Genomic DNA, 25755 nt, shown 5'->3' with positions numbered 1-25755 from the left:
TCGGAACCCATCCGCCGCTTGCGATGCGTTCCTGGCTTGACTTCCGCAATGTGGAGGTTACCTTTATTCGGAGGTAGCACTTGTAGGAGGGTGGCACCCATGAAGAAGGCCGAGTCGAGCCGATGGTTGGCGCTGGGAGCCGTCAGCTTGAGCGTGCTCACGGTGAGTCTGGACGGCACAGTCCTGTCGGTGGCGCTGCCGACACTGGCGGAGGAACTCGATGCCTCGCAGGCCGATCTGGTCTGGTTCTCGGCGGGCTACCTGCTCGTCCTGGCCGCGGCCGTGTTGCCGGCCGGTCTGGTTGGTGACCGCTTCGGCCGCAAGAAGGTCATGCTCTCGTCACTGCTCGCCTTCGGGCTGGGCTCGGCGATCTGCGCGTACGCCACGTCGGTGGGCGTCTTCCTGGCCGGCCGGCTCCTGCAGGGCCTGGCCGGTGCCGGAATCACGGTCATGGCGCTGTCCGCCCTGATCGTCCTGTTCGACGAGCAGGAGCGCCCCAAAGCCGTCGGCATCTACCAGGCAGCCAACTTCATCGCCCTGCCACTCGGCCCGATCCTGGGTGGCTGGATGCTGTCAAGTTTCTGGTGGGGGTGGGTCTTCCTGATCAACGTGCCGGTCGTCCTGCTCGCCGTGGCGGTGGGCGCCGCACTCGTTCCAGAGTCACGAGCGGCACAGCGGCCCGGACTGGACCCACTCGGTACGGTCGGCTCGACGCTGGGACTGGCGCTAGTGATCTACGGCCTCGTCGAAGCTGCCGAGAAGAGTTGGCGCAACCCTGTCGTGCTGGTGTCGATCGTCGCCGGCGCCGCTGTCCTCGCTGGGTTCGCCGCATGGGAACGCCGGCTCGGACATCAGCCCGGTGGTCAGCCGTTGATCGACTCGGCGCTGTTCGGGTCCGCTTCGTTCGTGTGGGGCGCCGTCCTCACCGCGGTCGCGGGTCTGGCCATGATCGGAGTGCTGTTCACCATGCCCCAGTACTTCCAGGACATCCGAGGCGTCGACACCCTCGGCTCCGGACTGCGCCTGCTTCCCCTTATCGGGGGGATGGTTCTCGGCGCGGGGCTGGCGAGCCGGCTCACCCGCGCCTTCGGCGCACGGATTACTGCCACCGCAGGCTTCGTACTCCTCGCCGTTGGTCTGGGAGTGGGCGCCGGGACCAGCCTCACCGCGGGCATCGGGTTCGTCGCGGGCTGGACGGCCGTCGTCGGCCTGGGCACCGGCCTGGCGCTGGTCGCCGCGACGGCCGCCGCGCTGTCCGGCTTGTCGGTGGAACGCAGCGGAACCGAGTCCGCGGTGGTCCAGGCGTTCAACAAGACCAGCGGTCCGCTCGGCACTGCCATCATGGGCAGCGTGCTCGTCGCCGTCTACCACGCACGCCTCGACAGCGCCAACTTCGACGGCGTCCCCGCACCTGCCGCACAGGCAGCCCGCCGGAGCCTGTCCGAAGGCATCGCGGTCGCTCGCGAGATCGGCTCACCCACCCTCGAACACGCATCCCGCGTCGCCTTTGTGGACGGGCTGAGCGTCTCGCTGCTGGTCTGCGCGGGCATCGCTGTCGTCGGCGCGGTCGCCGCCGCAGCATTTCTTCCCCACCGGGATTCCGACCAGAGCACCGGCGCTGGCCGGACGTCGAAGGAGGCTTCCGCACATGCCATCGCGGGCTAACTACCCAACGCCGGGCCTGCGCGAACGCAAGAAAGCCAGGACCCGCGCCGCCATTCAGTCCCACGCCCTACGGCTGTTTCGCCAACACGGCTACCAGGACACCACGATCGAACAGATCATCAACGCCGCCGAGGTCTCCGAGACAACCTTCTTCCGATACTTCCCCACCAAGGAAGACGTCGTACTCCAAGACGATTTCGACCCACTGATCGCCCAGATCCTCCTCGACCAACCGAGCGAACTCTCACCCATCCAGGCCATCCGCGCCACATTCCGCCAGCACTTCACTCAGCTCCCACCCGAGCAACACCAGCAGATGCGCGATCGGGTCTCCCTCATCACCGTCGAACCCGCGCTGCGAGCCGCCATGCTCGACCAGTACTCCCAGGCGCTGCAACTCCTCGCTGACGCCATCGCCGAACGCACCGGACGCGCACGCGACGACCTCGCCGTCCGCACCATCGCCGGCGCCGCCATCGGCGCCATGATGGCCACCCTCGCCACCCTCGCCGACAACCCGACCGCCGACCTGCCCACGACCATGGACCAGGCTTTCGAACACCTGGAGGCTGGACTCTCGCTATGAACAAGCCATCTCACGATCGCTGAATATCTGGCGCTCCATCCCGCACCGACGGCGCAACCCTTCACACCCGCACCCTCCGCCTGTTCGACAAGGACACTCAGCTCACCGAGGAACTGAGGCATCTCCACCGACGTGAGGTCTGGCAGACCGTAAGGCCGCCCCAACCAGGGCAGACGCCTCCCGGTCCGGGGTCAGGCTCAGCGTCCGCACCTCCTCCCAGGCCCGGGGGTACGTCGGCGACACCACCACGGCGTTGCCCGGTCGCTGCGGAACAGCTGCCCGTCGACGTCAACGCCGAACCGGTCGACTGGCGCCCCCCGCCGCCCGGAGTGGTCGCCCACGGCACCGGACCGTGAAGGCTCAGTGGGCCGCCGCTGAGGCGAAAGCTTGTTCGCGCGTACCAGGATCTGGGCCTGTCGTCATGACCGGGATTCGATGATCGCTGCTTCGACGCGTAGCCCGATCCCGGTGGCTACGAGGAGGCCCGCGAGGATGTGCGGCTCGGTGGCCACGGTGTCGGTCGACAGGGTGATGGCCGAGACCAGGAGGCCGGAGCCAAGGACCACGTTTCCGAGCGTGCGATGCTTGGACGCGCGACTCGAAGCAGGGTTCACGAGGCGGACGGTACCGAAGATCCGGTGTCGGCACTGTCGGAAGTTGTACCCGGTCAGCGCGGCGGAACGAACGAGGGCGGTTTGGTCGGCTGCGGGGACTCGGGCGCCGCGGAATGCCGACGCCACGCGAAGCTGCCTCCGGCCCGAGAGGTCCGTGGGCGGAAAGCCGTGTGGCGCCGGTCAGCCGCACCAAGGGCATTGCCGAAAGCTACGAGACGTCGAAGAATCGGAGGCCGTCGTACGCACTCCGCCCGCTGTTCACCCCTAAGCCAGCGCGGCGAAACAATGCCGATGATCTAGTCACCGACGAAGCGCAGGCACAGAGTCGCACTGTCCCGACATCTCTCGGCCAGGCGCCGTACGGCATCGAGGATCCGCTCCTCACCCGCACCCTCCGCCGACTCGACAAGGACACCCAGCTCACTGAGGAACTGCGACATCTCCACCGACGTGAGTTCCAGCAGGCCGTAGGGGTCGATCCGGTCCAGCATCGGCGTCCTCCCCTGACGCTGGACCCGCTCCAGCACCGTGGCGAGGTGAAAGTCCACGTCACCGATCGCCGCAACCTGCGACTCGCGACGTCTGCGCGGGCTCGTGCCCTGCTGCTCGATTCGGATCAGCTCGACATCGACACCCATCCGGCGAGTTTAGGGCCGGCAGGGATGGCGACCGCCAGAGAGGGGATGCCGGCCGACCCTCAGCGCCGCCCCAGCACCTCGGCGACCCGGATGAAGCCGTCGGTGCCGTGGCCCAGCCCGATCGCGCGACGGGCCATGCCCTCGGCGGCACGCATCACTCCCGCGTCGATGCCGTGCGCCTCGGAGGTGTGGACGATGTGGGCCATGGACGAGACGGCGGAGGTGATCGGGTTGTCCTCGCCGGAGAAGCTGCCACTCTCCACCTCCTCGGCGGTCTGCTCGAAGATGGGCGGAAGGATCGCGCCGATGCGCATGGCGAACGGTGCCAACTCCCGCGCGGTGACACCCTCCGCCCGGGCCACCGCCAGGGCGTGCGCGTAGCCCGCCATCGCGGTCCAGAAGATGTCGAGCAACGCGACGTCGTACGCCGCGGCCCGGCCGATGTCCTCGCCGAGGTGGGTATGGGTGCCGTCCAGCGCGTCCAGCACCGGCCGGTGCTCCTGGTAGAGCGCTGTCGGGCCACTGTGGATGAACACGCCGGCCGGCGTTCCGATGGTGGTGGTCGGCGTCATGATGGCGCCGTCCAGGTACCCGATGTCGTGCCCGGCCGCCCACTGCGCGGTGTCCCGGGCCCGGTCGGGAGTGTCCGCGGTCAGGTTCGCCACCGTGCGTCCCTGGAGCGCGGCGGTGACCGCGTCGCGTCTCAGGATGGCGTCCGACGCGTCGTAGTTGACCACGCAGACCACGGTCAGCCCACTCGCGGCGACCGCCTCCTCGGCCGATCGGGCGGCGGTGGCGCCTCGCTCGACCAGGTCGCGACCTCGGCCCGGGGTCCGGTTCCAGACCGTGGTCGGCAGGCCGGCGTCCAGGAACGCGCCGGCCAGGGCCCGCCCCATCGGCCCCAGGCCGAGCACCGTGACAGACTTTTCGGAGTACGAGGGCATGCTTCAACTCCCAGAGGTGTAGGAAGACAGCGAAGATGACGCGCAGTCGTGCGCAGGACCTCAACGTTTGCGGAGTGACCGCCGCGATCGCCGTGATCGACGGCAGGTGGAAGACATCTCTGCTCTGGCTGCTGGAATCCGGTCCGCACCGTCCCGGCGAGCTGCGCCGGCAACTGCCGGGCCTCACCGAGAAGGTGTTGACTCAGGCGCTCCGCGAGATGGAGGCGGACGGACTGGTGCACCGGGAGGTGCACGAGGTGCTGCCGTTGAAGACCGTCTACTCCCTGACCGCGTTCGGCCGGGATCTCGCCGAGGCGTTGGCTCCCGTTTCCGACTGGGGCCACCGTCGCCTGGAGAAGCTCACCGTGGCCGAGGGACCTCCCGCACCGTCGCCCACCTCCCCGAAGACCCGGCCCCGCGACCACCCACAACCAGACTCACCCGCACTCGACGCGCCGACAAGTACCCACAAAAAAGTGGCTACCGCTGGTGAACCGTGGCCCGGGCGGCCCGGCGGCACGGTTCACCAGTGGTAGGCCAGGTTCACCGTCAGCGCCGCCACAGTGGTGAAGAAGAAGACCGCCCACCCCACGAGGTGGCGGGAACCCACCCGCAGGTGGGCGATGAGCGCGCCCACGAAGTACAGCACGAGGCCGGCGGCGGCGAGTGTGCCCAGCAGCGGTACGGCGAACCCGGCCAGCAGCCCCAGGGAGCCCGCCGCCAGCGTCAGGCCCAGCCGGGGCAGCCACGAGTGTGGCAGGCGCTTCATGTCGGCCTGGGCCTTCGGATAGGCGTGGCCGATCAGGTAGGTGACGGCGGCGATGCCGGTGAAGACCGAGGCGAGAATCGTGACCGTGACGTAAGCGGCGAACATGTGCCCTCCCTGTGGTTGTCTGCCTCAGGGACGGATCGGTGCCGCGGTCTGTTACCGGCAGCGCTGTGACCTGCGGCACAGCGGGTGCCATGCCGGCTCGGGTCGGGCGTCAGACGCAGCGTGGGCTGCGGGAGACCCGCAGCCCACGCCTGTGCCGACGATGTGTCGGCCGGTCAGAGGAACGCGTACATCTCGGCGGAGGCCGCCTCGGTCTCGCCGGCCGGCGGAGCTTCCACAGTGACCGGCTTGCCGAAGTCGCTCATCCGCATCTCGGTGACGAGGTCACCCAGCGACTTCGTGGCAATCGTGTAGGAGAGCATGGTCATGCGTCCGTCGGCGTCGAGGGTCGCCTCGAACGGGATCGCCGTCGGGTCCTTCGCCAACTTGGCGGACGCCTCGATGCCGTCCTTCATTCCGGCCTCGGTGCTGGCCGCCGCGGCGGCCTTGTTGAGATCGGCGACGCCGGTGTAGCGGCCCTCGCCGGTCTCCTGGGCGGACACGGTGCCGCCGATGAGGCCGGTCTGCGACTTGAAGTCGAACGACTGGCGCAGCGTGCTGCTCGGCTTGAGCTTGCTGAGGTCGATCTTCATCCAGGGCTTCTTGCCTTCGAGCGAGTCCGACTTGAGGTAGGCGGCGTCGCCGATCATCCGCACCTCGATCGGCTCCGGAGCCTTACCGCTGATCTGGACCGCGCGGGCGGCCGGGTCCATCTTTCCGCTGAGGGTGATCGACTGGGCGCCGGCCTTGACCGAGGCCTGCATGCTGAGCGCGCCAGCGAGGCTGCGGTCCATGCCCTGCTTGACGGCGGCAACGGGGTCGGCTTTGGACGTCGCCGGGGCGGCCGACCCACCGGGCGTCGCCGGCTTGTCGGAGTTGGTGCCGCAGCCGCCAACGAGGGCGACGGCGAGGGCTATCGAAAGGGTGGGTATCAATCGGCGCATAGACGTGACCCTAATGGGCGGCCGCTACCCGGTTTTGCCCGTGGTGGCGGCGCCGCAGGTCAGGGTGGGTCCAGTCGCGGGGATCAGGCTGTCGGCAGCTGCTCGGCCCGGCTGAGCACCTGGTCGATGAGGCCGTAGTCCCGGGCCTGTTCGGCGGTGAACCACCGGTCCCGGTCCCAGTCCCGCTGGATTTCCTCAAGCGTCCGTCCACTGTGTTGGGCGATCAGCTCCTGCATCGTCCGCTTCACGTACAGCATGTTCTCCGCCTGGATCCTGATGTCCGAGGCGGTGCCGCCCATTCCACCGGACGGCTGGTGCATCATGATCCGCGAGTGCGGCAGCGCGTAGCGTTTGCCGGCCGCGCCCGCGCAGAGCAGGAACTGCCCCATCGAGCCGGCGAACCCGAGCGCCAGGGTGGCCACGTCGTTGCGGACGTAGCGCATCGTGTCGTAGACCGCCATCCCCGCGCTCACCGACCCGCCCGGCGAGTTGATGTAGAGGAAGATGTCGCGGTCGGCGTCCTCCGCGGCGAGCAGCAGGATCTGCGCACAGATCTGGTTGGCCGACTCCTCGGTCACCTCGGTGCCGAGGAAGACGATCCGTTCCCGCAGCAGCCGCTCGAACACCTGGTCGCCGAAGGACGGCTGCGCGCCGTCCACCATCCACACGCCGTGGGAGATCATCGGTCGCCGCCTTCCACCGTGCCGGCGAGCGGTGGGACCGCCCGGTGGACCGGCCCCTCCAGCGTGCGGCGACAGTGGGCGTTGGCCCAGTGATTCTGCCGCCGGCAGATCCGCCGACGGCAGAACGCGCGCGGCCTACGCGGCGATCACCCGCCGCGCGCCCGCCCGGGCTCCCGCACAGGCACGCAGAGCGGCGGTACGCGGACCGGAGCGCGAGCCACCGGCGGAGGCCATCGCCCCGACGCAGAGGGTCGGGCCGCTCGCCCCGGGCGTCCGGTGCAGGACCGGCCGGCTCGTCCGCAGTGCGTGCTGGCCCGTGTCGTGCCGAGCCGCCTCGGCGCGGTCGAGTCGGGGGAGTTGCGCCCGTGGCCCGGCCGGGACCCGAGGCTCCACCCGGCGCAGGTCGTCGCGGGCCGCCTCCAGCAGGTCGGAGAGGCGGATGCCGAGCGCCCGGCAGATCGCCGCGAGCACCTCCGAGGAGGCCTCCTTGCGACCGCGCTCGACCTCGGACAGGTAGGGCACGGAGACACCGGCGGACGCGGCCACCTCACGCAGTGTTCGGCCCTGGCTCTGGCGCAGTCGGCGGAGCACTCCGCCGATGACTCGTCGCAGCAACGACATGCCGGCCTCACTTTCGCGGTCGTCGTCGGGAACATCCTCATCATGCCCGTCTCCGGCCGTCCGGGCCGACCCGTCCGGGCCCGCGCCGCTCGGCGACGCTGGTCCGCTGCGCAACCCGGACGTGCCGGGCACGGCGTACCCGCTATGTTGTGCTCGTGCAGGCGACGGTGGCGGGGCAGGTTCGACGGTGATCCATTTTCCCGCGCAGCGCCGGGGCCCGCTGAGCGCGCTGAGCCTGCGGCTCGCCGCCGCCCTGGGCCTGGTCTTCGCCGTGGTCGCCGCGGTCTATCTGGGCCGGGACGGCTACCGCGATGTCAACGAGGACGGCCTCACCCTGCTCGACTGCTTCTACTACGCGGTCGTGTCGCTCTCCACCACCGGCTACGGCGACATCACGCCGGCCGCGCCGTCGGCCCGGCTGGTCAACGTCCTCTTCATCACTCCGGCCCGAGTGATCTTCCTGATCATCCTGGTCGGCACCACCCTGGAAGTTCTGACCGAGCAGTACCGGACCGGCCGTCGCCTGTCGCGGTGGAGGAGAAGCGTGAAGGACCACGTCATCATCTGCGGCTACGGCACGAAGGGGCGGAGCGCGGTCTCCGCGCTGCTGGAGAATGGTCTGGACCGGTCGCGGATCGTGGTGGTGGAGCGCAGCGCGGCCGCCCTGCGGCAGGCCACCTCCGCCGGTCTGGTGGCGATCGAGGGCTCGGCGACCCGCTCGTCGGTGCTGAACGAGGCGCACGTCAAGAACGCCAAGGCCGTGATCATCGCGACCGACAGTGACGACGCGTCGGTGCTCGTCGCGCTCACCGTACGGCAGCTCACCGCCGGGCAGGTCCGGATCATCGCGGCGGCCCGCGAGGCGGAGAACGCGCCCCTGCTCAAGCAGAGTGGCGCGCATCACGTGATCGTCTCGTCGGCCACCGCGGGCCGGCTGCTCGGCCTGTCCACCTCGGCCCCGCCGCTGATCGACGTGGTGGAGGATCTGCTCACTCCGGGTCAGGGCATGGCGTTGGCGATGCGCTCGGCGGAGCGGGACGAGGTGGGCCGTTCACCACGCGAACTGGAATCGTTGGTGATCGCTCTGGTGCGCCGCGGCAAGGTGGTCACCCTGGCCGACCGGGCCGGCGCGGTGATCGAGACCGGCGACATGCTGGTGCACGTACGCGACGACCGCCCGCAGTCGGCGACGACCGCCTGATCGTCGGGCGGCTGTGGTGGCGGCTGGTCAGCAGGTGTCGTCGGTGCCGCTGAGCACCTCGGTGCAGCTGACCGACGTGCCGCTGGAGGCCCGGCTCAGCAGCTTGTAGAGCGTCTCCCGCTCGGCGGGATCCAGAGCGCCCAGCACCTCGTCCTCGGCACTGGCCAGGGCACATTCGGCCTCGTTGAGGCGTTTCGCCCCGTTTTCGGTGAGCTCGACGACGTGCCGGCGGCGATCCTCGGGGGAGCGCCGACGCTCCACCAGCTGCTCCGCCTCCAGGTCGTTGAGCAGCCCGACGATGTTGGTGCTGTCCATTTCCAGGATCGTGGCGAGCGCCTGTTGGCCGGTGCCGCCGCCAGCGCGCAGCACGGTGAGCGCGACCAGGTGCCGGGGGCGTAGCCCCAGCGGTGCCAGCACCGACTCCGACCGCAGTCGCATCCGTCGGGCCAGATGGTCCAGGAGGGCGCCCGAGCGGTGCTCTGCGGAGTCGAGCGGCTGCGCGGACATGTGACCCAGTCTACCGACCCGACGGAACATCGGCCTGCTATAAATAGTTGGTGCTGCACAGACGATCCTTGGAGGAGGAATAATGCATTTGCTGCATATCGACTCGAGCATTCGGGGTGACTGGTCGGTCAGCCGCCGGCTCACCGCCCGCGCGGTCGCCACGTGGCGTGCGGCCCATCCGGATGGCACGGTGACCTACCGGGACCTGGGCGCGGATCCGCTGCCCCACCTGGACGCGGCGGGCGGCCTGGCCCGGATGACGCCCGCGGACCAGCACACCCCGGCACAGCGCGAGTCCTGGGAGCTCAGCGAGCGGCTGGTCGACGAGGTGAAGCAGGCCGACGTGGTGCTGCTCGGCCTGCCGCTCTACAACTACGGCGCACCCAGCAGCGTCAAGTCCTGGGTCGACCACCTGATCGTCGCCGGGCTCACCTACGACCCGACGACGCAGGAGGGCCTGCTCGGCGGCCGCGAGTTCGTGGTGCTGGCCACCCGGGGTGGCGGCTACGGCGAGGGCACCCCACGGCACGGATGGGACCACGCCGAGCAGTGGCTCCCGCACGGCCTGTCGATGACCGGGCTGGAGCCGCGCTTCATCAGCACCGAGCTGACCCTGGCGCCCTCGGTGCCGGCGATGGCCGAGCTGATCCCGCTGCACGAGGCGAGCCTCGCGGCCACCGAGAAGGAGATCGACAACCTCTGGACGCCGGCCGCCGCCCAGCGCTGAGCCAGCACCGGTACGAACGAGAGCGGCCGCCCCCGGATCGGGGACGGCCGCTCTCGTCAGGTCGGACGGGTCAGAGAATGGTCCAGGTGTCGCCGCTGCCCAGCAGGCCGGCGAGCTGCTGCTCGGGGGTCTCGGTGACAGTCGCCCTGGCGGCCGCGAGCTGACCCTGCACCACGCTGTCGTAGGACGGTCGGTCCACCGAGCGGAACACCCCGATCGGGGTGTTGCGCAGGTCCAGGCCGGGCAACCGGGACAGCGCGAAGGCGTACGCCGGGTCGGTCACCGTCGCGTCGTGCACGACGATCTCCTCCGGGCGGACCGAACTGGTCTCCCGGACCTCCAGGCCGAAGCCACCCGGCGGGTGCACCACGCAGAACTGCCCGTCGGCGCCGAAGGTGATCGGCTGGCCGTGCTCCAGGCGGATCAGGTAGTCGTCCCGGGTGGACGGGTCCTTGAGCTGCTCGAACGCCCCGTCGTTGAAGATGTTGCAGTTCTGGTAGATCTCCACGAACGCCGAACCCTTGTGCTCGGCGGCGGCCCGCAGCACCGACTGCAGGTGCTTGCGGTCCGAGTCGATGGTTCGGCCGACGAAGCTGGCCTCCGCGCCGAGGGCGAGCGAGAGCGGGTTGAACGGGGCGTCCGCCGAGCCGGCCGGGGTCGACTTGGTGACCTTGCCGACCTCGGAGGTCGGCGAGTACTGACCCTTGGTCAGACCGTAGATCCGGTTGTTGAACAGCAGGATCTTGAGGTTGACGTTGCGCCGCAACGCGTGGATCAGGTGGTTGCCGCCGATGGACAGCGCGTCGCCGTCACCGGTGACCACCCAGACCGACAGGTCCGGTCGGGACACCGACAGGCCGGTCGCGATCGCCGGGGCACGGCCGTGGATCGAGTGCATCCCGTACGTGTTCATGTAGTACGGGAAGCGGGACGAGCAGCCGATCCCGGAGACGAAGACGGTGCGCTCCCGCGGGATGTTCAGCTCCGGCATGAACTGCTGGATGGCCGCCAGGATGGCGTAGTCACCACAGCCGGGGCACCAACGCACCTCCTGGTCGGACTTGAAGTCCTTCGCGGTGAGCTTGAGGGCGACGGGCTCAGACATTCTTCAGGACCTCTTCCAGCGTCGTCTCCAGCTCGGCGGCCGTGAACGGCAGGCCACGGACCTGGTTGTAGCTGATCGCGTCGACCAGGTAGCGGGCCCGGATGACGTGGGCGAGCTGGCCCAGGTTCATCTCCGGGATGACCACCTTGTCGTACGAGCGCAGCACCGCACCGAGGTTGGCCGGCATCGGGGCCAGGTGCCGCAGGTGCGCCTGGGCGATGGACAGGCCGCGCTGGCGCACCCCACGGCAGGCCGCGCCGATCGGCCCGTACGTCGAGCCCCAGCCGAGGACCAGCACCCGGGCGTCGCCGTCCGGGTCCTCCACCTCGATGTCCGGCACCGGGATCGCCTCGATCCGGGCGGCGCGGGTGCGCACCATGAAGTCGTGGTTGGCCGGGTCGTAGGAGATGTCACCGGTCTTGTCGGCCTTCTCCAGGCCGCCGATGCGGTGCTCCAGCCCGGCGGTGCCGGGGATCGCCCACGGGCGGGCCAGGGTCTCCGGGTCGCGCAGGTAGGGCAGGAAGGTGGTGCCGTCGTCGCCGTTGGGCTCGGTGGCGAACTCGACCCGCAGGTCGGGCAGCGACTCCACGTCGGGCAGCAGCCACGGCTCCGAGCCGTTGGCCACGTAGTTGTCGGACAGCAGGATCACCGGCGTGCGGTAGGTCAGCGCGATCCGGGCCGCCTCCAACGCCGCGAAGAAGCAGTCCGATGGTGACCGGGGCGCGATCACCGCGACCGGTGCCTCTCCGTGCCGACCGTAGAGCGCCATGTTGAGGTCGGCCTGCTCGGTCTTGGTCGGCATGCCGGTCGACGGGCCGGCGCGCTGCACGTCCACGATCACCAGCGGCAGCTCCAGCGCCACCGCCAGCGAGATCGTCTCGCTCTTGAGTGCCACACCCGGGCCGCTGGTGGTGGTCACGCCGAGCGACCCGCCGTACGACGCGCCAAGCGCCGCGCCGACCGCGGCGATCTCGTCTTCGGCCTGCACGGTGAGCACGCCGAAGCGCTTGTGCTTGCTCAGCTCGTGCAGGATGTCCGACGCCGGAGTGATCGGGTACGCGCCGAGGAAGACCGGCAGCCCGGAGCGGACCCCGGCGGCGACCAGCCCCAGCGAGAGCGCCGCGTTGCCGGTGATGTTGCGGTAGGTGCCCGGCTTCATCTTGGCCGGCTTGACCTCGTAGCGGACCCCGAAGTCCTCGGTGGTCTCGCCGAAGTTCCAGCCGGCCTTGAAGGCGGCGACGTTCGCCGCGACCAGCTCCGGGCGGGACGCGAACTTGCGCTCCAGGAAGCGTAGCGTCGACTCGTACGGTCGCGAGTACATCCAGGAGAGCAGGCCGAGGGCGAACATGTTCTTCGACCGCTCGGCGTCCTTCTTGGACACCTGGTAGTCGGCGAGCGCGCCGACCGTCATCGAGGTCAGCGCCACCGGGTGCACGACGTAACCCGCCAGCGAGTCGTCGTCCAACGGGCTGGCCTGGTAGCCGACCTTGGCGAGGTTGCGCCTGGTGAACTCGTCGGTGTTGACGATGATGTCCGCGCCGCGCGGCAGGTCGGCCAGGTTGGCCTTGAGGGCCGCCGGGTTCATCGCCACCAGCACGTTGGGCGCGTCGCCCGGGGTGAGGATGTCGTAGTCGGCGAAGTGCACCTGGAAGCTCGACACACCGGGCAGGGTGCCGGCGGGAGCCCGGATCTCGGCGGGGAAGTTGGGCAGCGTGGAGATGTCGTTGCCGAGCTGCGCCGTCTCCGAGGTGAACCGGTCGCCGGTCAACTGCATGCCGTCGCCGGAGTCACCGGCGAACCGGATGACGACCCGGTCGAGCTGACGGATCTGCTTGGTCACTGTGCCACCTTCGTTCGCGACTGCGGGGCTGGCAAGACCGGCTCACTCCTCGCACTCACGCCTCGCTGCGCGCGGGCGCACGGGCGGCTGAACATGATGGTGACCTCGCCTTGCCCGGCCACGGAACCTCCTTGACGCGACGTTTCACCGCACCGCCTCAGGCGAGTCCGGCCGCTGTCGTACCCTCACCCGAGAGCCTACGTCTAAGGGGGCCCTAACCACTGCCGGAGGTCCGCCGACTGGGACCACCCTGGGCTAGGGAATGCCCTGGTTTGCGGTCTTACGCACCGCCCGCCGTAATTCAGATCACCACTCGGCGACCCCGGCGACCCCGAGCACGCGCGGTCGGGGTCGCCCGTCGATCAGTCGGCGGCGTGGGGCGCGGGCTCGGGCCTGGAGCCGGAGAACCGGCGGCGCAGCGCCGTGGTGGCCAGGGTGAGAGCCAGCACCACCAGCAGGCCGGACACCACGATCAGGAGGACCGCGGTGCGCTGCACCGAGGTCATCCCGTCGTCGCCGGCGGCGACACCCCCGGGGAGTACGCCCTGGGAGCCGGTCGGCGCGGGTGGTGAGACCACCGGTGTGGCCAGCGCGGCCGCCGCGGTGATCCGGAAGCTCATCTGCACCTGCCGGGTCGGGCCGCTGCGCGGGTCGAGTCGACCGATCAGGGCACCGGACGACGGCGCTTCCCGCTGGGCCTGCGGCGTCGCCTCCACCGGCAGCCGCAACTCGACGGTCTCGCCCGCCGGCACCGGGCCCGCGTCGCACCGGGTCCTGGTCTCGTCGACCGCCACGCAGCCGGGCGGCGGGGTCGGGACGGTCACCCCGGCCGGCAGGACGACCTCGACCTGACCGGCGGCGTCCACCGTGCCGGTGTTGCCCAGCCGGAGCGCGAGGGCACTGGCGGCGCCGCTGATGTCGAAGGCGACCTCGTCGGCGGCCAGCGTGATCCCGGGCACCGGCGGGCCGGGCGGGAAGAGCACCGCGAAACCCTGGTCGTCGACCGCTTCCCTGGGCACGCCCGGCGCGTCCGCGACGACCCGGACGGAGCCGGCGAGAGGCATCCTCTGCCACGCGGTGCCGTCGACCCGCAGGCGGAGCAGGGCGCTGAACCGGGCGCCGGCTCCGGTCGTCCAGGCCCCACAGGAGTACGCGCCGCCGCCGGCGGCGGTGCAGCCCTTCGTCCCGGCGTCGGTCAGCCCGGCCGGCAGCGTGTACGAGAGGCGGATGCGTTGTGCCGTCGTGCCGGTGTTGTTGACAGTCACCTGGAGGGTGGCGGCCGAGCTGGCCGCGTTCCAGTACGCCTCGGTGAGGGTGACGTCCTGGGTGGTGACCTGCACGCCGAGCGGGTTCGGCGGCGGTGCCTCCGGACCCGGGGCCGGCGGGCGGACCGACGGGACCGGGGGAGCCGGCGGCACCGGGGGCACCGGTGTGGGTGCTCCGCCCGGCCCGGGCGCGGCGTTGCTCGGTGCCGGCGGCACCTCTGGCGCGGTGGTCTCCGGCGCCGGTGGCGTCGTCTCCGGTGGCGCCGCGGTGGTCTCCGGCGCCGGGTTGGTCGGCACCGGGTCCCCGCTCGGTTCCTCGGTCGGCGGCGGGTCCTGCGTCGGGGTGGCCCCGGGGTCGCCCCCCGGTTCGTTGACCGGGTCGGTCGACAACACGACCGGGACCGCGTCCGGTGCCGCCGCGCTGGCCCAGGCCGGCCCAACGGCGAGCGCCGCGAGCAGACCGAGCGCGAGCGAGACCGCCAGCAGGGACGTGGGGCGCGGCCCAACCGCCCGCGTACCGGGCGATGCCTTCAGGCGGGCCATCTGTCCTCCGGTGACATGGGTGGGGGTCCAATATCCGTAACAGTTGCCCCGGTGCACTAGTCCCGTGTGGAAACAAATCCGTAACGTGTTTGGGACGGCCACTCCGGGCGGGCGGTAGGCTCCCGACTGTGACCGGATACCTGGGCTCGTACGCGACGCTCGGTCTCTTGCTGCTCGCCAGCGTTCTGTTCTTTGTTACGGCGTTCTCGGCCAACCGGGTGTTACGCCCCGCGCGTCCGGCCGACCCGCCCGGCAAGCGGGCCAGCTACGAGTGCGGGCTCGACCCGGTCGGCGCGGACTGGGCACAGATGCAGATCCGCTACTACGTGTACGCGTACCTGTACGTGCTGTTCGCGGTCGAGGCGGTGTTCCTCTTCCCGTGGGCGGTGGTCTTCGACCGGCCGGGCTTCGGTCTGGTGACGGTGGTGGAGATGGCGGTGTTCGTGGCGGTGCTCGCGCTCGGCATCCTCTACGCCTGGCGCCGGAACATCCTCCGCTGGACCTGAGCGCCCCGACCTGCGGCGATCGTGCCGGGTCGGCCCGACCGTCGGCGGTCGGGTGCGGCGACGACCGGACAGTCAGGCCAGGCCGCGGCGGGTCGCCGCCGGCGGGCGGTCGCCCCGGATCGAGGCCACCATGTCCAGCACCCGGCGGGTCGGGCCGACCTGGTGGGCCCGGAACACCCGGGCGCCCAACCAGGCCGAGACCGCCGTCGCGGCGAGCGTCCCCTCCAGCCGTTCGGGCACCGGCAGGTCCAGCGACTCACCGATGAAGTCCTTGTTGGAGAGCGCCACCAGCACCGGCCAGCCGGTGCCGGTCAGCTCGCCCAGTCGGCGAGTGATCTCCAGGGAGTGCCGGGTGTTCTTGCCGAAGTCGTGCGCCGGGTCGATGAGGATGCCGTCGGGGCGTACCCCGGCCGCCACCGCGCGCTCAGCGAGGCCGGTCACCGTCGCGACGACGTCGGCGACCACGTCGGTGAAGGCGGCGCGGTGCGGTCTGGTCCGGGGGACCAGGCCGCCGGCGTGCGCGCAGACCAGGCCCGCGCCGGTCCGCGCGGCCACCCGGGCCAGGGCCGGGTCGGCACCCGACCAGGTGTCGTTGAGCAGGTCGGCGCCGGCCGCCACGGCCTCCGTCGCCACCTCGGCGCGCCAGGTGTCGATCGAGATCACCACCTCGGGGAACGCGGCCCGGACGGTGGCGATGGTGTCCACCGTGCGGCGGATCTCCTCGACGACGTCCACCTCCACGCCGGGGCCCGCCTTGACCCCGCCGATGTCGATGATCGCCGCGCCCTCGGCCACGGCCCGCTCCACCGCACGCAGAGCGCTGTCGGCGGCGAAGGTGGCCCCCCGGTCGAAGAACGAGTCCGGTGTGCGGTTGATGATCGCCATCACCACCAGCTCGTCGGGGGCGAACGTGCGCCCGCCCAGCCGAAGCGCCCCGGCCATGCCCGCCTCCCGAGAGTCCGCCGTCGCCGCCGCGTCGGCCGACCCCGACGCTAGCTGGTAGCCGGGCCGCGACCGTGGGCGGCGTCGGTACGGATCGTGATCGGGACGGGTGGCGGGGTCGCTACCGGCCGGCTGCCGTGCCACGATCAGTACATGGGTCAGCTTCTGCTCCTCCTGGTCGTGGCGTTGACGGTCGCGGCGGTCGTATTCGGCGTGACGGTGCTGGTCAGCGGCCGTGATCCCGGTCTGGTGCCCGCCGAGCCGGATTCGCAGGCCGTGGCGTTGCCCGGCACCCGACCACTGCGTGAGTCCGACGTGGGCGCGGTCCGTTTCGACACCGCTCTGCGCGGGTACCGGATGTCCCAGGTCGATCAGGCGATGCGCCGTGCCGCCTACGACATCGGCTACAAGTCGGAGCTGATCGGCGTACTGGAGGCGGAGGTCGCCGCGTTGCGTGAGGGCCGCACCGACGACGCGGACGTGCTGCGTGACGCCCGCGAACAGTCCGCCAGCAAGGCGGCGTCCGCGGACGCGGCCCAGCCCGACGCGGCCCAGCCCGACGTCGCGGAGTCCGACGTCGCGGCGGTCTCGTCGACCGACGAGGCGGGCTCCGGAGCTGCGCCGGTCGGCGCGACCGGCACGGGTCCGCTGCCCACCGCCACCTCGTCACCCGCGGATTCCGACGGCGTGGCCGTCGTTCCCCCGAGCGACGAGCCGGCCGATCGTGAGCAGACCGACGGCGCGCCCGCCGCCGGCACCGGGCAACACGGCGCGACGGTTCGGTCGGAGTCGGCGTGACCGGGCCGGGCGGGGCGGACGATCTTCGTGAGGCCGCCCACCCCGGTGCTGGTGAGGTAACCGCCACCGTGATCGTCGACGCCCCGGCCGAGCGGGTCTTCGCCGCCCTGCTCGCCTGGGAGCGTCAGTCCGACTGGATCCCGTTCACCCGCGTCCGCGTGGTCGAGGGCGACGGGCGCGAGGGCAGCCGGATCGAGGCCGTGACCGCGATCGGCCGGGCCGTGCTGCGCGACGAGATGCGGGTGACCCGCGTCGACGAGCCGTACGAGATCGGCGTGGTGCACTACGGCCAGTTGCTGCGCGGCCCGGGTGTGCTGCGCTGCACGCAGTTGGGCCGGGACCGCACCCAGGTCGTCTGGCACGAGTGGTTCCACCTGCCGGGCGGCCGGGCCGGTCGACTGGCGTGGCCGGTGCTCTGGCCGGGCTCCAAGCTCGGCCTCACCCAGGCGCTGAAGAGGTTCGCCCGTCTGGTGGAGCAGGGCCGGCTGCCCTGAGCGCGACCGGCACCCTGCCAACCCGGCGGTGGCGACGGGGTGTCGGACCGATGCCCTAGCGTGTACGACGTGACTGACCTGGTGATCGGTGCCGACGGGCTGCCCCGTTGCGCCTGGGGGTCGAGCACCCCCGACTACGCCGTCTACCACGACACCGAGTGGGGGCGGCCGCTGCACGGCGACGACGCACTGTACGAGCGGATGACGCTTGAGGCGTTCCAGTCCGGGTTGTCCTGGCTGACGATCCTGCGCAAGCGCCCGGCGTTCCGGCTGGCCTTCGACGAGTTCCACATTCCGACGGTCGCCGGCTACTCCGACGCCGACGTGACCCGGCTGCTCGCCGACGCCGGCATCGTCCGCAACCGGGCCAAGATCGAGGCGGCGATCGCCAATGCCCGCGCCGCCCTGGAGGTGCCGGAAGGGCTGTCCGCGCTGCTCTGGTCCTTCGCCCCGGCGCCCCGGCCCGCCCGCCTCACCTCATTCGCCGAGCTGGCGCCGATCACCGCGGAGTCGACGGCGATGGCCAAGGCACTCAAGAAGCGCGGCTTCCGGTTCGTCGGCCCGACCACCGCGTACGCGCTGATGCAGGCCACCGGCATGGTCGACGATCACATCGTCGGCTGTCACGTCACCCGCTGACCGGCGACATGATGGGATGGCGGGTATGACGACCGAGACCGCGTACCGGGCCGGTGGATCCGGCCGTGCCGACGGCGTGGGCACCTGGGCGGTGCTGCTGCCCGCCGAGCGGTACGAGGCCGAGCGGCTCGTGCACCACGACACGTTGGAGCTGACCGGCCTGGCCGGCATCGCCCGGCCGGGGCCGGGAGACCGGGTGGCGGTGCTCGTCGACGCGCCACCACGGCTGGTCGCGCTCGGTCGGGTCAGCACGGCGGGTCAGCGCCACCGGGACGATCCGGACGACCCCCAGTCGCCGGTCGAGCCGGAGACCGTCGTCGTGGCGTACACCCGGCGGTCCTTCGACGAGCCGGTGCCGGCCGACCTGCTGACGCTCGACGGGCCGGTCACCGCCCTGGACCCGGCGGCCTTCCGGGCGCTGGCCGACCAGCTCGGCCCACCCCCGGCCCGGCGCACCTGGCTGGTCAGCCTCGACCTGCCGATCGAGGCCGCCACGCGGGCCGAGGCGGTCCGACTGTTCTGGTCGTACGTGCAGGAGTTGGGCCCGCGTGAGCTGCCCACCTTCGTCTCGCCGTCCGGCGACGAGCTGGCCATGCAGGCGTTCGTGCTGGGCGAGCAGGCCAACCAGGACCCGGAAGAGGACGACTAGAAGAGCTTGTCCACTCGTCCCCGCCAGTCGGCGAGGATCGGGCCCGGGTCGGTGTCCAGCACCCGTTCCAGCAGCGTGGCGTAGACATCCCGGAAGTCGGTGGTGTATTTCAGGTCGCCGTCGTCGAGATCGGTGAGGCTCGGCGGCGCACCGTGCCAGCCACCCCGGACACCCGCACCGAGCAGCAGCACGTCCGAGGCGGTGCCGTGGTCGGTGCCGTCCGAGGCGTTGGCCCGGACGCGACGGCCGAACTCGGAGTAGACCGCCACCACCACCTTGCGGCCCGCCTCGGTGCGACTCATCCGGTCGGCGAACCCGGTCAACGCCCGGTCCACCTGACCCAGCAGGACGGCCTGCAACTGCTTCTCGTCGGCGTGCGTGTCGAAGCCGCCGAGCGACACCGAGAAGGCCCGGGTGGACACTCCCGCCTCGACGCACTGGGCGACCAGGTCGAGCTGCGCGTCGAGTGGGGTGCGTGCCCCGCCGGTCGCCGTGGCGGGCGCCTGCTCGCCGTCCGGGTCCGCCGCGTCCGGGTCGGCGGAGTCGCGTACCTGGCGGATCATCTCGTCCACCGACCGCAGGTCGGCGAAGCAGGCGGCGGCCCGGCCCCGGGCCGCCGACTCACCCGCCTCGGCGGCGGCGAGCGCGGCCAGCGTCTCGGCGGGCAGCCCCTTGGCGGCCTTCCGGTCGGCCACCGGCACGGCCGCGCCCGCGCTCCGCTCCCCGGCCAGCAGTGGCGGCAGCGCCGGCTCGAAGGAGACCGCCAGCCGGGGGTCCCCACCGGCGGAGTCCAGCCAACGACCCAGCCAACCGGTGTTGCCCGGCCGGTCCGGCTGCGCGGTGTGCCAGATGTCCATCGACCGGAAGTGGCTGCGGTCCGGCTTCGGGTAGCCGACCCCGCGCACGATCGCCAGCCCACCGTCGGACCAGCGCCGGTGCAGGCCGGCCAGTGCCGGGTTGAGGCCGAAACCGTCGTCCAACCGCAGCACCTCGCCGTCCGGGTACGCCAGCTCGGGGCGGGCCGCCCGGTAGGCCGGATCGGCGTACGGGATGACCGTGTTGAGCCCGTCGTTGCCGCCGTAGAGGGTCACCAGCACCAGCGTGCGGGCCTGCGGATCACGGTCCCCGCTGGTGTCCAGCAGGTCCCGCAGGCTGTACGCGCCGGCGCCGGCGGCCAGCGCGCCCGCGCCGACCACCCCGCTGGTCAGCAGGAACCTGCGTCGGGTCTGGGTGTCCATGTCGACTCCTCCGCTCAGCTGACTGTGTATTCGGGGCTGACCAGGCCGGCGGCCAGCAGCTTGCGGGGCTCGCCGGCCAGCGGGGTGAGGGCGGCGCGGGTGCGCGCGCTCCAGCCGTCGACCACCAGCAGCCGGGCCAGCGCGTCCGGCCGACCGGCGGTGGGCGCGGCGGTCAGCCGGGCCAGCACCGCCGGTGCCACCGCGGCGGCGAGCATCCCGGCCGTGCGCAGCCGGGCCTGCAGCGACGAGGTGGTCAGCCAGGCGGCCCCGGCCGGCCAGCCGCCCACGCTCGGCGGTCGCAGCGGCACCTGGTCCAGCGCGTTCAGGCCGGCCAGTAGTTGTTTGTGTTGCTGCTCGGGTAGGGCGGAGGGTCGGATGCCCAACTGCCGCAGTGCGCCGACCAGCCACTCCACCGGCTGCTTGACGAGCGTGCCCCGGGTCTGTGCGAAGGCCGGCGACGAGAGGATCGCCCGCAGGGTCGCGATGGTGTCCGCGCCGGCCAGGCCCTGCGGTGCCGGGACGTCGGTGCCGGCGTAGCGGAACCAGAGCCGGCCGGCCACGAAGGTCGCCGCCGCGGGTTGGGCGGCCAGCAGAGCGGCGTACGACTCGGCGTCGAACTGGCCGCTCTGGCCGAGGATGGTCTTCGCGCCGGGGTCGTGTCGTTTGGCCTCGAAGTGGGCCACCCCGGTACGCCTGTCGACCACCCAGCCCGTCAGGGCACGCGCGCCGGCCTTCACGTCCGCCTCGGAGTAGGTGCCGATGCCGAGGGTGAACAACTCCATCAGCTCGCGGGCCAGGTTCTCGTTCGGCGCCTTGCGGGTGTTCTTCTGCCCGTCCAGCCAGATGATCAGGGCGGGGTCGCGCACCATCGCGGCGACGAGGGGGGCCAGCGGCCCCCGTCCGTGCCGGCGCAGCGTGTCCAGTTGGCCCTGCATCACCCGGGCCGACTTGACCTTCTGCGCGCTCGTCGCCCAGTGCCCGTGCCAGAAGAAGAGCAGCTTCTCGGTCAGCCCGTCCTCGGCGGCCACCATCCGGTCCAGCCACCAGCCGGTGATCTGCTGGAGCTGCTTGCGACGCTCCGCGTTGGCCTGCTGCCGCTGCTCGCGGGTGGATTTGCCGCTCAGCTGGGCGTACGGGTCGGTGGCCAGCACCGGCGGCGGAGTGGCCGCCGCGCCACGATCGGCGCGGGTCGGGGTGAGCAGGCTGTCCAGGGTGGCCGCCGGACCGGCCCGCTCGGCGGCGTCCACCTCGTCTGCGGTCGGCCCGAAGGTGGCCCGGCGCAGCAGGTGCGCCACCGCTTCACGATCGCTCATGGACGCCGACGTTAGGCGGCCGGTGTTCGAGGACGGTAAGGGCGGCGTGTGAATTGCGTTCAGCGTCCCTCGAAGACCGGTTTCTGCTTGGCGACGAAGGCGAGCGTGGCCGCCCGGTGATCGGCGGTGGCACCGCAGATCGACTGGGCCTGCGCCTCGGCCGCAAGGGCGTCGGCGAGGGTGCCGGCGTCGGCGATGGAGAGCTGCCGCTTGATCGCCCCGTAGGCGATGGTCGGACCGGCGGCGAGGCGAGCGGCCAGCTCCTGGGCGGTCGGCAACACCTTCTCGTCGTCATCCACCAGCCGGTTGAGCAGGCCCAGCCGGCAGGCCTCCTCGGCGCGGACGGGCTCCGCCAGCAGCAGCAGCTCCACCGCCTTGGCGTGGCCGACCAGCCGGGGCAGGGTCCAGGAGGCGCCGGTGTCGGCGGCGAGGCCCACCTTGGCGAAGGCCATCAGGAAGCTGGTGGTCGGGCCACCGATGCGGATGTCGGCGAGGAACGCCAACGACGCGCCCGCGCCGGCGGCCATGCCACGAACCGCGGCGATCACCGGCTTGGGCAGGTTGGCGAGCCGAGCGGCGATCGGGTTGTAGTGCGCCCGCACGGTGCCCAGCGGATCATTTGCGGAGTTTTCCAGGGTCGACACGTGTTCGCGTAGATCCTGACCGGCGCTGAACGAGGTGCCGGCCCCGGCCAGCACGACGGCCCGGCAGGACCGGTCGGTCTCCAGCTCCGCCAGGGCGTCCCGCAGCGCCTCCTTCAGCGCCACGTCGAGCGCGTTCATCGCGTTCGGCCGGTTCAGCGTGAGGGTGACGACGGCGTCGGTCCGGTCGACCAGCAGCGGCTCGGTCACGTGTCTAACGACCCTTCTGTCGGACGAGGCGGTTGCCGGCATCGAGGCACTGTTCGACGTACCGGTCCGCGGCCGGACGCAGGCGGGCCGCGTGCCGGTCGAAGAAACTGGCCGCGGCGGTGCCGGGCCAGCGTTCGGGCAGCAGCGCCGGGGGCAGCTGCGGGTCCCGGAAGAGGAACGTACGCCAGGCGTGCACGAGCCGGAACCGGGTCGCGTACGCCTCCTCGTCGCTGCTGCGCACGGTGACGGCGGAGAGGAGTGGGCGCTGGTCCGCGACGAACCGCTCGTAGGCGCGGCCGATCTCGGTCAGGTTCCATGCGCGGCGGACCACACCCATGGCGCCGGGGGTGCCCGAGAAGTGCGAGGCGGTGAACCGCTCGAACCGGATGCCGGCCTCGGCGAGGATCAGGTCGACGTCGTCGGCGGGGCGGGTCGCGACCCAGGTCTGCTCGTCGAGTGTGCCGTAGCCGAGGAAACTCAGGTTGGCGGCGAGCCGCTGCCGGTCCCGTCGGGAGCCGGGGGCCTCCAACACCAGCAGATCGAACCGGCCGTCCCAGGTGACCCGGCCGGTCCGGTAGATCCGCGACGCTGCCTCGTCGAGTCGCCGGGCGGCTTTCGGTGTGATCGAATAGCCCGGTCCGGAGATCAACCGCAGCGGTTCGAGCCAGCCCTGGCGCACCATCCGGGACACGGCCGTGCGAACGGCTGGCGGTGCAATTCCCAGCGGCGCCAGCAGCTTGACCAGGGCAGCAACCGGTGCGCGGCCACCCCTGGGTCGGAGGTGGTCGCCGTACAGGTCGAAGAGTGCCGACCGTGCCTGCATGACCGCACATTGTGACAGGCCTTCTCAAGATAAGCTAGATGCTGTTACATCAATGCTGCTCCGGTTTGGGTCCGGCGGTGTTCATCAGGGAAAATCGTCTGTCGACACCCCCGCGACTGTTGCGGGTGGTCGTGACGAAGTGGCTGTGGGGCAACCCACCGACCCTGGTGTAGGTCTGAGGGGAGACAACATGGCGGCGATGAAGCCGCGGACGGGCGACGGTCCGCTGGAAGTCACCAAGGAGGGGCGGGGCATCGTCATGCGGGTCCCGCTGGAGGGTGGTGGCCGGCTCGTCGTCGAGATGACTCCCGACGAGGCCAACGCGCTCGGTGACGCGTTGAAGGCGGCGGCCGGCTGAGTAAGGAGTGGTCCGGGCGGCTTGCGCCGCCCGGAGCGTTCTTCGGACCCTGAGCCACCGGTATCGCCGGTGGCTCAGGGTCTTCATCGGCGCGGGCAGGCGGCTCAGTCCCGCTCCGCGACACTTTCCTGGAGGTACGGTTCCGCGTGCTCGCCATCCGTCTGACCGCTGAGCCCGACCGGCTCGACGTCCTCGTCCTGCCTGTCCGTCCCGTCGATCCGGCGGTGGACGGAGGTGCCTCGGTCGAGCCCGTGTCGACCGCCACGACGCCCCCGGACGACACGGCCGGAGAGGCAGCCGCGCTGGTGCCGGCGGCCCGACTGACCGGCCGAGCCGGCGAGATCCACACCCAGCTTCGCCCCGGTCGTACCCCGGGCCGGCTCCTGCTGCTCGGCATCGGCGACGGTGGCGAGGCGGCCTGGCGGACGGCAGGCGCGGCCCTGGCCCGCTCCGCCGCGGATGAGACGCATATCACTATCGCGCTGCCGGCCGAGGTCACTCCGGCCGCGGTGCGGGGGCTGACCGAGGGGCTGCTGCTCGCCCCGTACCGGTACCGGCTGACCGAGGCGGGCGACCCACCGACGCTCAGCGCCGTCGACCTGCTGCTCGCCGACCCGGCCACGTTCGAGGCCACCGTCGCCACCGCCCGGACCACCGCGGCGATGACCCATCTCGCCCGTGACCTGACCAACACCCCCTCGTCGGTGAAGACCCCGCAGTGGTTCGCCGACCAGGTGACGTCCGCCGCCGTCGACCTGCCGGACCTGCGACTGCGGGTCCGCGGCCCGGCCGAGCTGGTCGCCGAGGGCTTCGGCGGGATCCTCGCGGTGGGCGGTGGCTCGGCCAGCGGCCCCCGACTGGTCGAGCTGGACTGGCACCCCGCCAACGCGCGTACGCACGTGGTGCTGGTCGGCAAGGGCATCACCTTCGACACCGGCGGCATCTCGATCAAGCCGGTGCCGGCGATGAAACTGATGCGCAAGGACATGGCCGGCGCCGCCGCGGTCGTCGCCGCCACCCTCGGCGCCGCCGCGCTGCGGTTGCCGGTCCGGATCACCACGCTGGCCCCGCTCGCCGAGAACATGGTCAGCGGCTCGGCGTTCCGCCCCGGCGACGTCATCCGGCACTACGGCGGCACGACGAGCGAGACGACGAACTCCGACGCCGAGGGCCGTCTGGTCCTCGCCGACGCCCTGGCGTACGCGGTGCAGCAGCTCAAACCGGACCTGCTGATCGACCTGGCCACCCTCACCGGTGCCAACGCCGTCGCCCTGGGCAAGCGCACCGCCGCCCTCTACAGCGAGAACGACCAACTGGCCGCCGACGTGCTGGCCGCGACCGAGGCGGCCGGCGAGTCCGCGTGGCGGATGCCGCTGCACAACGACTACGCCGAATACCTGGGCAGCGACATCGCCGATCTCTACAGCGCGCCGGCACAGGGCGCCGGCTCGGTGCTGGCCGCCCTCTACCTGCGCGAGTTCACCGGCGAACTACGGGACCGCTGGCTGCACCTGGACATGTCGGCCCCGTCCTGGGCGGACGGCGACGCCGCCGAGGTCAGCCGCGGCGCCACCGGCTGGGGCGTGCGGTGGCTGCTGCGCTGGCTGGCCAGCGTCTAGGCCCCCCGCGCGCCACGGCTCCCCGCGCGGCAACCGCCAGATCGGCGGGATGGCCTGGATCAGCACTTCACCGCGGCGAGCACACCGTGACCGACCGGGAGTAGCGCGGGGATCCAGTGCTCCGACTCGCGGACCGCTTTGATCGTCTCGCGGACCGTCACCGTCTCCGCGTCCCGGGCGGCCGGGTCACCGATCCGGCCGCTGGCCAGCACGCCGTTGAGCGCGAGCACGCCGCCCGGGCGCAACAGCCGCAGCGCGGCCTCCACACAGGCGTGGAAGCCGGTCGCCTCCGCGTCCACGAAGACCAGGTCGTACGCGCCGTCGGCCAGCCGGGGCAGCACGTCGAGCGCCCGACCGGTGATGATCCGCGTCCGGCCGGCCGCGAAGCCCGCCTCGGCGAAGATCCGCCGCGCGATCCGCTGATGCTCCACCTCCACGTCGATGGTGGTGAGCACGCCGTCGGCGCGCATGCCGCGCAGCAACCAGACCCCACTCACCCCGGTGCCGGTGCCGATCTCCACCACCGCGCGGGCGTTGCCGGCGGCGGCCAACAGTCGTAACGCCGCGCCCGCGCCGGGCGTGACCGCGTCGAGGCCCACCTCCAGGGCCAGGCTGCGGGCGGTGCGCAGGACGAGATCCTCGGTGACGTAAGACTCGGCGAACTGCTGAGCTTGGGCCGTCGAACTGCCGGTACCGGCGACCGTGGCGATGGGGCACCTCCGGGGGCGGTGCGTGGTGCGGGGGCGGGTTGGCACTGTGAGCGTAGAGGCG

The 25755-nt window shown here is 71.5% G+C and carries 29 protein-coding genes; 12 read left to right on the top strand and 17 right to left on the bottom strand.

Features of this window, described 5'->3' with window-relative positions; genetic code table 11:
- Positions 1-36: 36 nt before the first annotated feature.
- Entirely contained in the window at positions 37-1665 is a 1629-nt protein-coding gene (locus AB0B57_RS27770; protein ID WP_357075927.1) for an MFS transporter, read from the top strand.
- Positions 1649-2251 carry a TetR family transcriptional regulator gene (locus tag AB0B57_RS27765; RefSeq protein WP_357075924.1) on the top strand — a complete coding sequence of 201 codons (603 nt, stop codon included), beginning with the start codon at positions 1649-1651 and terminating at the stop codon, positions 2249-2251. Before AB0B57_RS27770 ends, AB0B57_RS27765 begins: the two co-directional genes overlap by 17 nt.
- A gap of 419 nt (positions 2252-2670) precedes the next feature.
- Here the strand turns inward: AB0B57_RS27765 and AB0B57_RS27760 are convergent, their stop codons facing one another.
- The 3 genes from AB0B57_RS27760 to AB0B57_RS27750 form a co-directional block, all read right to left on the bottom strand.
- Entirely contained in the window at positions 2671-2991 is a 321-nt protein-coding gene (locus AB0B57_RS27760; protein ID WP_357075921.1) for a hypothetical protein, read from the bottom strand.
- A gap of 170 nt (positions 2992-3161) precedes the next feature.
- On the bottom strand, positions 3162-3503 hold the full coding sequence (locus AB0B57_RS27755) for a hypothetical protein (RefSeq protein ID WP_357075918.1): 342 nt from the start codon (positions 3501-3503) through the stop codon (positions 3162-3164).
- A 59-nt stretch (positions 3504-3562) separates the two neighbouring features.
- The gene (locus AB0B57_RS27750; protein WP_357075915.1) at positions 3563-4447 is read right to left on the bottom strand and encodes an NAD(P)-binding domain-containing protein; all 885 of its coding nucleotides are present in this window, start codon (positions 4445-4447) and stop codon (positions 3563-3565) included.
- Positions 4448-4482: 35 nt separating this feature from the next.
- Here AB0B57_RS27750 and AB0B57_RS27745 point away from each other — a divergent pair, with 35 nt between their 5' ends.
- On the top strand, positions 4483-4983 hold the full coding sequence (locus AB0B57_RS27745; protein WP_357075912.1) for a helix-turn-helix domain-containing protein: 501 nt from the start codon (positions 4483-4485) through the stop codon (positions 4981-4983).
- Here the strand turns inward: AB0B57_RS27745 and AB0B57_RS27740 are convergent.
- From AB0B57_RS27740 to AB0B57_RS27725, 4 genes are all read right to left on the bottom strand, one after another.
- The gene (locus AB0B57_RS27740; protein ID WP_357075909.1) at positions 4971-5321 is read right to left on the bottom strand and encodes a DoxX family protein; all 351 of its coding nucleotides are present in this window, start codon (positions 5319-5321) and stop codon (positions 4971-4973) included. The two genes, AB0B57_RS27745 and AB0B57_RS27740, sit on opposite strands and share 13 nt — an antisense overlap.
- Positions 5322-5494: 173 nt before the next feature.
- Positions 5495-6262 (bottom strand): hypothetical protein, encoded by a 768-nt coding sequence (locus AB0B57_RS27735; RefSeq protein WP_357075906.1) that lies wholly within the window; start codon positions 6260-6262, stop codon positions 5495-5497.
- 83 nt (positions 6263-6345) lie between these two features.
- The gene (locus AB0B57_RS27730) at positions 6346-6945 is read right to left on the bottom strand and encodes an ATP-dependent Clp protease proteolytic subunit (protein WP_357075903.1); all 600 of its coding nucleotides are present in this window, start codon (positions 6943-6945) and stop codon (positions 6346-6348) included.
- A gap of 135 nt (positions 6946-7080) precedes the next feature.
- Complete coding sequence (locus AB0B57_RS27725; RefSeq protein WP_357075900.1) at positions 7081-7566, bottom strand: helix-turn-helix transcriptional regulator; 486 nt, start codon at positions 7564-7566, stop codon at positions 7081-7083.
- A gap of 187 nt (positions 7567-7753) precedes the next feature.
- Between AB0B57_RS27725 and AB0B57_RS27720 the strand changes: the two genes are divergently transcribed.
- Entirely contained in the window at positions 7754-8767 is a 1014-nt protein-coding gene (locus tag AB0B57_RS27720; protein ID WP_357075897.1) for a potassium channel family protein, read from the top strand.
- Between the two features lie 27 nt (positions 8768-8794).
- Here the strand turns inward: AB0B57_RS27720 and AB0B57_RS27715 are convergent, their stop codons facing one another.
- Positions 8795-9274 carry a MarR family winged helix-turn-helix transcriptional regulator gene (locus tag AB0B57_RS27715; RefSeq protein ID WP_357075894.1) on the bottom strand — a complete coding sequence of 160 codons (480 nt, stop codon included), beginning with the start codon at positions 9272-9274 and terminating at the stop codon, positions 8795-8797.
- Positions 9275-9356: 82 nt separating this feature from the next.
- Between AB0B57_RS27715 and AB0B57_RS27710 the strand changes: the two genes are divergently transcribed.
- Positions 9357-10001, top strand: coding sequence for an NAD(P)H-dependent oxidoreductase (locus AB0B57_RS27710; RefSeq protein ID WP_357075891.1), 645 nt, complete (start codon positions 9357-9359; stop codon positions 9999-10001).
- A 70-nt stretch (positions 10002-10071) separates the two neighbouring features.
- Here the strand turns inward: AB0B57_RS27710 and AB0B57_RS27705 are convergent, their stop codons facing one another.
- The 3 genes from AB0B57_RS27705 to AB0B57_RS27695 form a co-directional block, all read right to left on the bottom strand.
- The gene (locus AB0B57_RS27705; protein WP_357075888.1) at positions 10072-11106 is read right to left on the bottom strand and encodes a 2-oxoacid:ferredoxin oxidoreductase subunit beta; all 1035 of its coding nucleotides are present in this window, start codon (positions 11104-11106) and stop codon (positions 10072-10074) included.
- Positions 11099-12946 (bottom strand): 2-oxoacid:acceptor oxidoreductase subunit alpha, encoded by a 1848-nt coding sequence (locus AB0B57_RS27700; RefSeq protein ID WP_357075885.1) that lies wholly within the window; start codon positions 12944-12946, stop codon positions 11099-11101. The genes AB0B57_RS27705 and AB0B57_RS27700 overlap by 8 nt, the downstream gene beginning before the upstream one ends.
- Positions 12947-13308: 362 nt before the next feature.
- Positions 13309-14754 (bottom strand): hypothetical protein, encoded by a 1446-nt coding sequence (locus tag AB0B57_RS27695; RefSeq protein ID WP_357075882.1) that lies wholly within the window; start codon positions 14752-14754, stop codon positions 13309-13311.
- A 128-nt stretch (positions 14755-14882) separates the two neighbouring features.
- Between AB0B57_RS27695 and ndhC the strand changes: the two genes are divergently transcribed.
- The gene (gene ndhC / locus AB0B57_RS27690) at positions 14883-15260 is read left to right on the top strand and encodes an NADH-quinone oxidoreductase subunit A (protein ID WP_088986508.1); all 378 of its coding nucleotides are present in this window, start codon (positions 14883-14885) and stop codon (positions 15258-15260) included.
- A 72-nt stretch (positions 15261-15332) separates the two neighbouring features.
- Here the strand turns inward: ndhC and folP are convergent, their stop codons facing one another.
- The gene (gene folP, locus AB0B57_RS27685; RefSeq protein WP_357075878.1) at positions 15333-16202 is read right to left on the bottom strand and encodes a dihydropteroate synthase; all 870 of its coding nucleotides are present in this window, start codon (positions 16200-16202) and stop codon (positions 15333-15335) included.
- A 153-nt stretch (positions 16203-16355) separates the two neighbouring features.
- On the opposite strand from folP, the gene AB0B57_RS27680 reads away from it, so the two are divergent.
- From AB0B57_RS27680 to AB0B57_RS27665, 4 genes are all read left to right on the top strand, one after another.
- Positions 16356-17000: a DivIVA domain-containing protein gene (locus tag AB0B57_RS27680; protein ID WP_357075875.1), complete on the top strand. Its 645-nt coding sequence runs from the start codon at positions 16356-16358 to the stop codon at positions 16998-17000.
- The gene (locus AB0B57_RS27675; RefSeq protein ID WP_357075872.1) at positions 16997-17494 is read left to right on the top strand and encodes an SRPBCC family protein; all 498 of its coding nucleotides are present in this window, start codon (positions 16997-16999) and stop codon (positions 17492-17494) included. The genes AB0B57_RS27680 and AB0B57_RS27675 overlap by 4 nt, the downstream gene beginning before the upstream one ends.
- Before the next feature lie 69 nt (positions 17495-17563).
- Positions 17564-18133, top strand: a complete 570-nt coding sequence (locus tag AB0B57_RS27670) for a DNA-3-methyladenine glycosylase I (RefSeq protein WP_357075870.1) — start codon at positions 17564-17566, stop codon at positions 18131-18133.
- 25 nt (positions 18134-18158) lie between these two features.
- Positions 18159-18782, top strand: coding sequence for a hypothetical protein (locus tag AB0B57_RS27665; protein ID WP_357075867.1), 624 nt, complete (start codon positions 18159-18161; stop codon positions 18780-18782).
- On the opposite strand, the gene AB0B57_RS27660 is transcribed toward AB0B57_RS27665, so the two are convergent.
- The 4 genes from AB0B57_RS27660 to AB0B57_RS27645 are packed head-to-tail and all read right to left on the bottom strand — an operon-like array spanning position 18779 to position 23007.
- Positions 18779-20020, bottom strand: coding sequence for a DUF1501 domain-containing protein (locus AB0B57_RS27660; protein WP_357075864.1), 1242 nt, complete (start codon positions 20018-20020; stop codon positions 18779-18781). The two genes, AB0B57_RS27665 and AB0B57_RS27660, sit on opposite strands and share 4 nt — an antisense overlap.
- A gap of 14 nt (positions 20021-20034) precedes the next feature.
- Positions 20035-21333 (bottom strand): DUF1800 domain-containing protein, encoded by a 1299-nt coding sequence (locus AB0B57_RS27655; RefSeq protein WP_357075861.1) that lies wholly within the window; start codon positions 21331-21333, stop codon positions 20035-20037.
- A 59-nt stretch (positions 21334-21392) separates the two neighbouring features.
- Positions 21393-22184 carry an enoyl-CoA hydratase-related protein gene (locus AB0B57_RS27650; RefSeq protein WP_357075858.1) on the bottom strand — a complete coding sequence of 264 codons (792 nt, stop codon included), beginning with the start codon at positions 22182-22184 and terminating at the stop codon, positions 21393-21395.
- Positions 22185-22188: 4 nt separating this feature from the next.
- Positions 22189-23007, bottom strand: coding sequence for a PaaX family transcriptional regulator C-terminal domain-containing protein (locus AB0B57_RS27645; RefSeq protein WP_357075855.1), 819 nt, complete (start codon positions 23005-23007; stop codon positions 22189-22191).
- Between the two features lie 190 nt (positions 23008-23197).
- Between AB0B57_RS27645 and AB0B57_RS27640 the strand changes: the two genes are divergently transcribed.
- Together AB0B57_RS27640 and AB0B57_RS27635 are read left to right on the top strand one after the other, a co-directional pair.
- The gene (locus tag AB0B57_RS27640) at positions 23198-23365 is read left to right on the top strand and encodes a DUF3117 domain-containing protein (protein ID WP_007455245.1); all 168 of its coding nucleotides are present in this window, start codon (positions 23198-23200) and stop codon (positions 23363-23365) included.
- 146 nt (positions 23366-23511) lie between these two features.
- On the top strand, positions 23512-24984 hold the full coding sequence (locus AB0B57_RS27635) for a leucyl aminopeptidase family protein (RefSeq protein ID WP_357075852.1): 1473 nt from the start codon (positions 23512-23514) through the stop codon (positions 24982-24984).
- Positions 24985-25043: 59 nt separating this feature from the next.
- Here AB0B57_RS27635 and AB0B57_RS27630 read toward each other — a convergent pair whose 3' ends face one another.
- The gene (locus tag AB0B57_RS27630) at positions 25044-25694 is read right to left on the bottom strand and encodes an O-methyltransferase (RefSeq protein ID WP_357075974.1); all 651 of its coding nucleotides are present in this window, start codon (positions 25692-25694) and stop codon (positions 25044-25046) included.
- Positions 25695-25755: the final 61 nt, after the last annotated feature.

This window comes from Micromonospora sp. NPDC049101, from assembly GCF_040648675.1.
GTDB lineage: Bacteria > Actinomycetota > Actinomycetes > Mycobacteriales > Micromonosporaceae > Micromonospora.
Note: the sequence above shows the minus strand (reverse complement) of the source record. Positions and strands in the feature narration are given on the sequence as shown.

What these genes read in the sequence shown, in the direction of transcription:
- AB0B57_RS27740 (WP_357075909.1), bottom strand. Translation starts at nt 5,321, where the DNA reads ATGTTCGCCGCTTACGTCACGGTCACGATTCTCGCCTCGGTCTTCACC.
- AB0B57_RS27640 (WP_007455245.1), top strand. Translation starts at nt 23,198, where the DNA reads ATGGCGGCGATGAAGCCGCGGACGGGCGACGGTCCGCTGGAAGTCACC.
- AB0B57_RS27730 (WP_357075903.1), bottom strand. Translation starts at nt 6,945, where the DNA reads ATGATCTCCCACGGCGTGTGGATGGTGGACGGCGCGCAGCCGTCCTTC.
- folP (WP_357075878.1), bottom strand. Translation starts at nt 16,202, where the DNA reads ATGGCCGGGGCGCTTCGGCTGGGCGGGCGCACGTTCGCCCCCGACGAG.
- AB0B57_RS27660 (WP_357075864.1), bottom strand. Translation starts at nt 20,020, where the DNA reads ATGGACACCCAGACCCGACGCAGGTTCCTGCTGACCAGCGGGGTGGTC.
- AB0B57_RS27695 (WP_357075882.1), bottom strand. Translation starts at nt 14,754, where the DNA reads ATGGCCCGCCTGAAGGCATCGCCCGGTACGCGGGCGGTTGGGCCGCGC.
- AB0B57_RS27705 (WP_357075888.1), bottom strand. Translation starts at nt 11,106, where the DNA reads ATGTCTGAGCCCGTCGCCCTCAAGCTCACCGCGAAGGACTTCAAGTCC.
- AB0B57_RS27745 (WP_357075912.1), top strand. Translation starts at nt 4,483, where the DNA reads ATGACGCGCAGTCGTGCGCAGGACCTCAACGTTTGCGGAGTGACCGCC.
- AB0B57_RS27655 (WP_357075861.1), bottom strand. Translation starts at nt 21,333, where the DNA reads ATGAGCGATCGTGAAGCGGTGGCGCACCTGCTGCGCCGGGCCACCTTC.
- AB0B57_RS27715 (WP_357075894.1), bottom strand. Translation starts at nt 9,274, where the DNA reads ATGTCCGCGCAGCCGCTCGACTCCGCAGAGCACCGCTCGGGCGCCCTC.
- AB0B57_RS27725 (WP_357075900.1), bottom strand. Translation starts at nt 7,566, where the DNA reads ATGTCGTTGCTGCGACGAGTCATCGGCGGAGTGCTCCGCCGACTGCGC.
- AB0B57_RS27750 (WP_357075915.1), bottom strand. Translation starts at nt 4,447, where the DNA reads ATGCCCTCGTACTCCGAAAAGTCTGTCACGGTGCTCGGCCTGGGGCCG.
- AB0B57_RS27665 (WP_357075867.1), top strand. Translation starts at nt 18,159, where the DNA reads ATGACGACCGAGACCGCGTACCGGGCCGGTGGATCCGGCCGTGCCGAC.
- AB0B57_RS27680 (WP_357075875.1), top strand. Translation starts at nt 16,356, where the DNA reads ATGGGTCAGCTTCTGCTCCTCCTGGTCGTGGCGTTGACGGTCGCGGCG.
- AB0B57_RS27645 (WP_357075855.1), bottom strand. Translation starts at nt 23,007, where the DNA reads ATGCAGGCACGGTCGGCACTCTTCGACCTGTACGGCGACCACCTCCGA.
- AB0B57_RS27735 (WP_357075906.1), bottom strand. Translation starts at nt 6,262, where the DNA reads ATGCGCCGATTGATACCCACCCTTTCGATAGCCCTCGCCGTCGCCCTC.
- AB0B57_RS27755 (WP_357075918.1), bottom strand. Translation starts at nt 3,503, where the DNA reads ATGGGTGTCGATGTCGAGCTGATCCGAATCGAGCAGCAGGGCACGAGC.
- AB0B57_RS27765 (WP_357075924.1), top strand. Translation starts at nt 1,649, where the DNA reads ATGCCATCGCGGGCTAACTACCCAACGCCGGGCCTGCGCGAACGCAAG.
- AB0B57_RS27710 (WP_357075891.1), top strand. Translation starts at nt 9,357, where the DNA reads ATGCATTTGCTGCATATCGACTCGAGCATTCGGGGTGACTGGTCGGTC.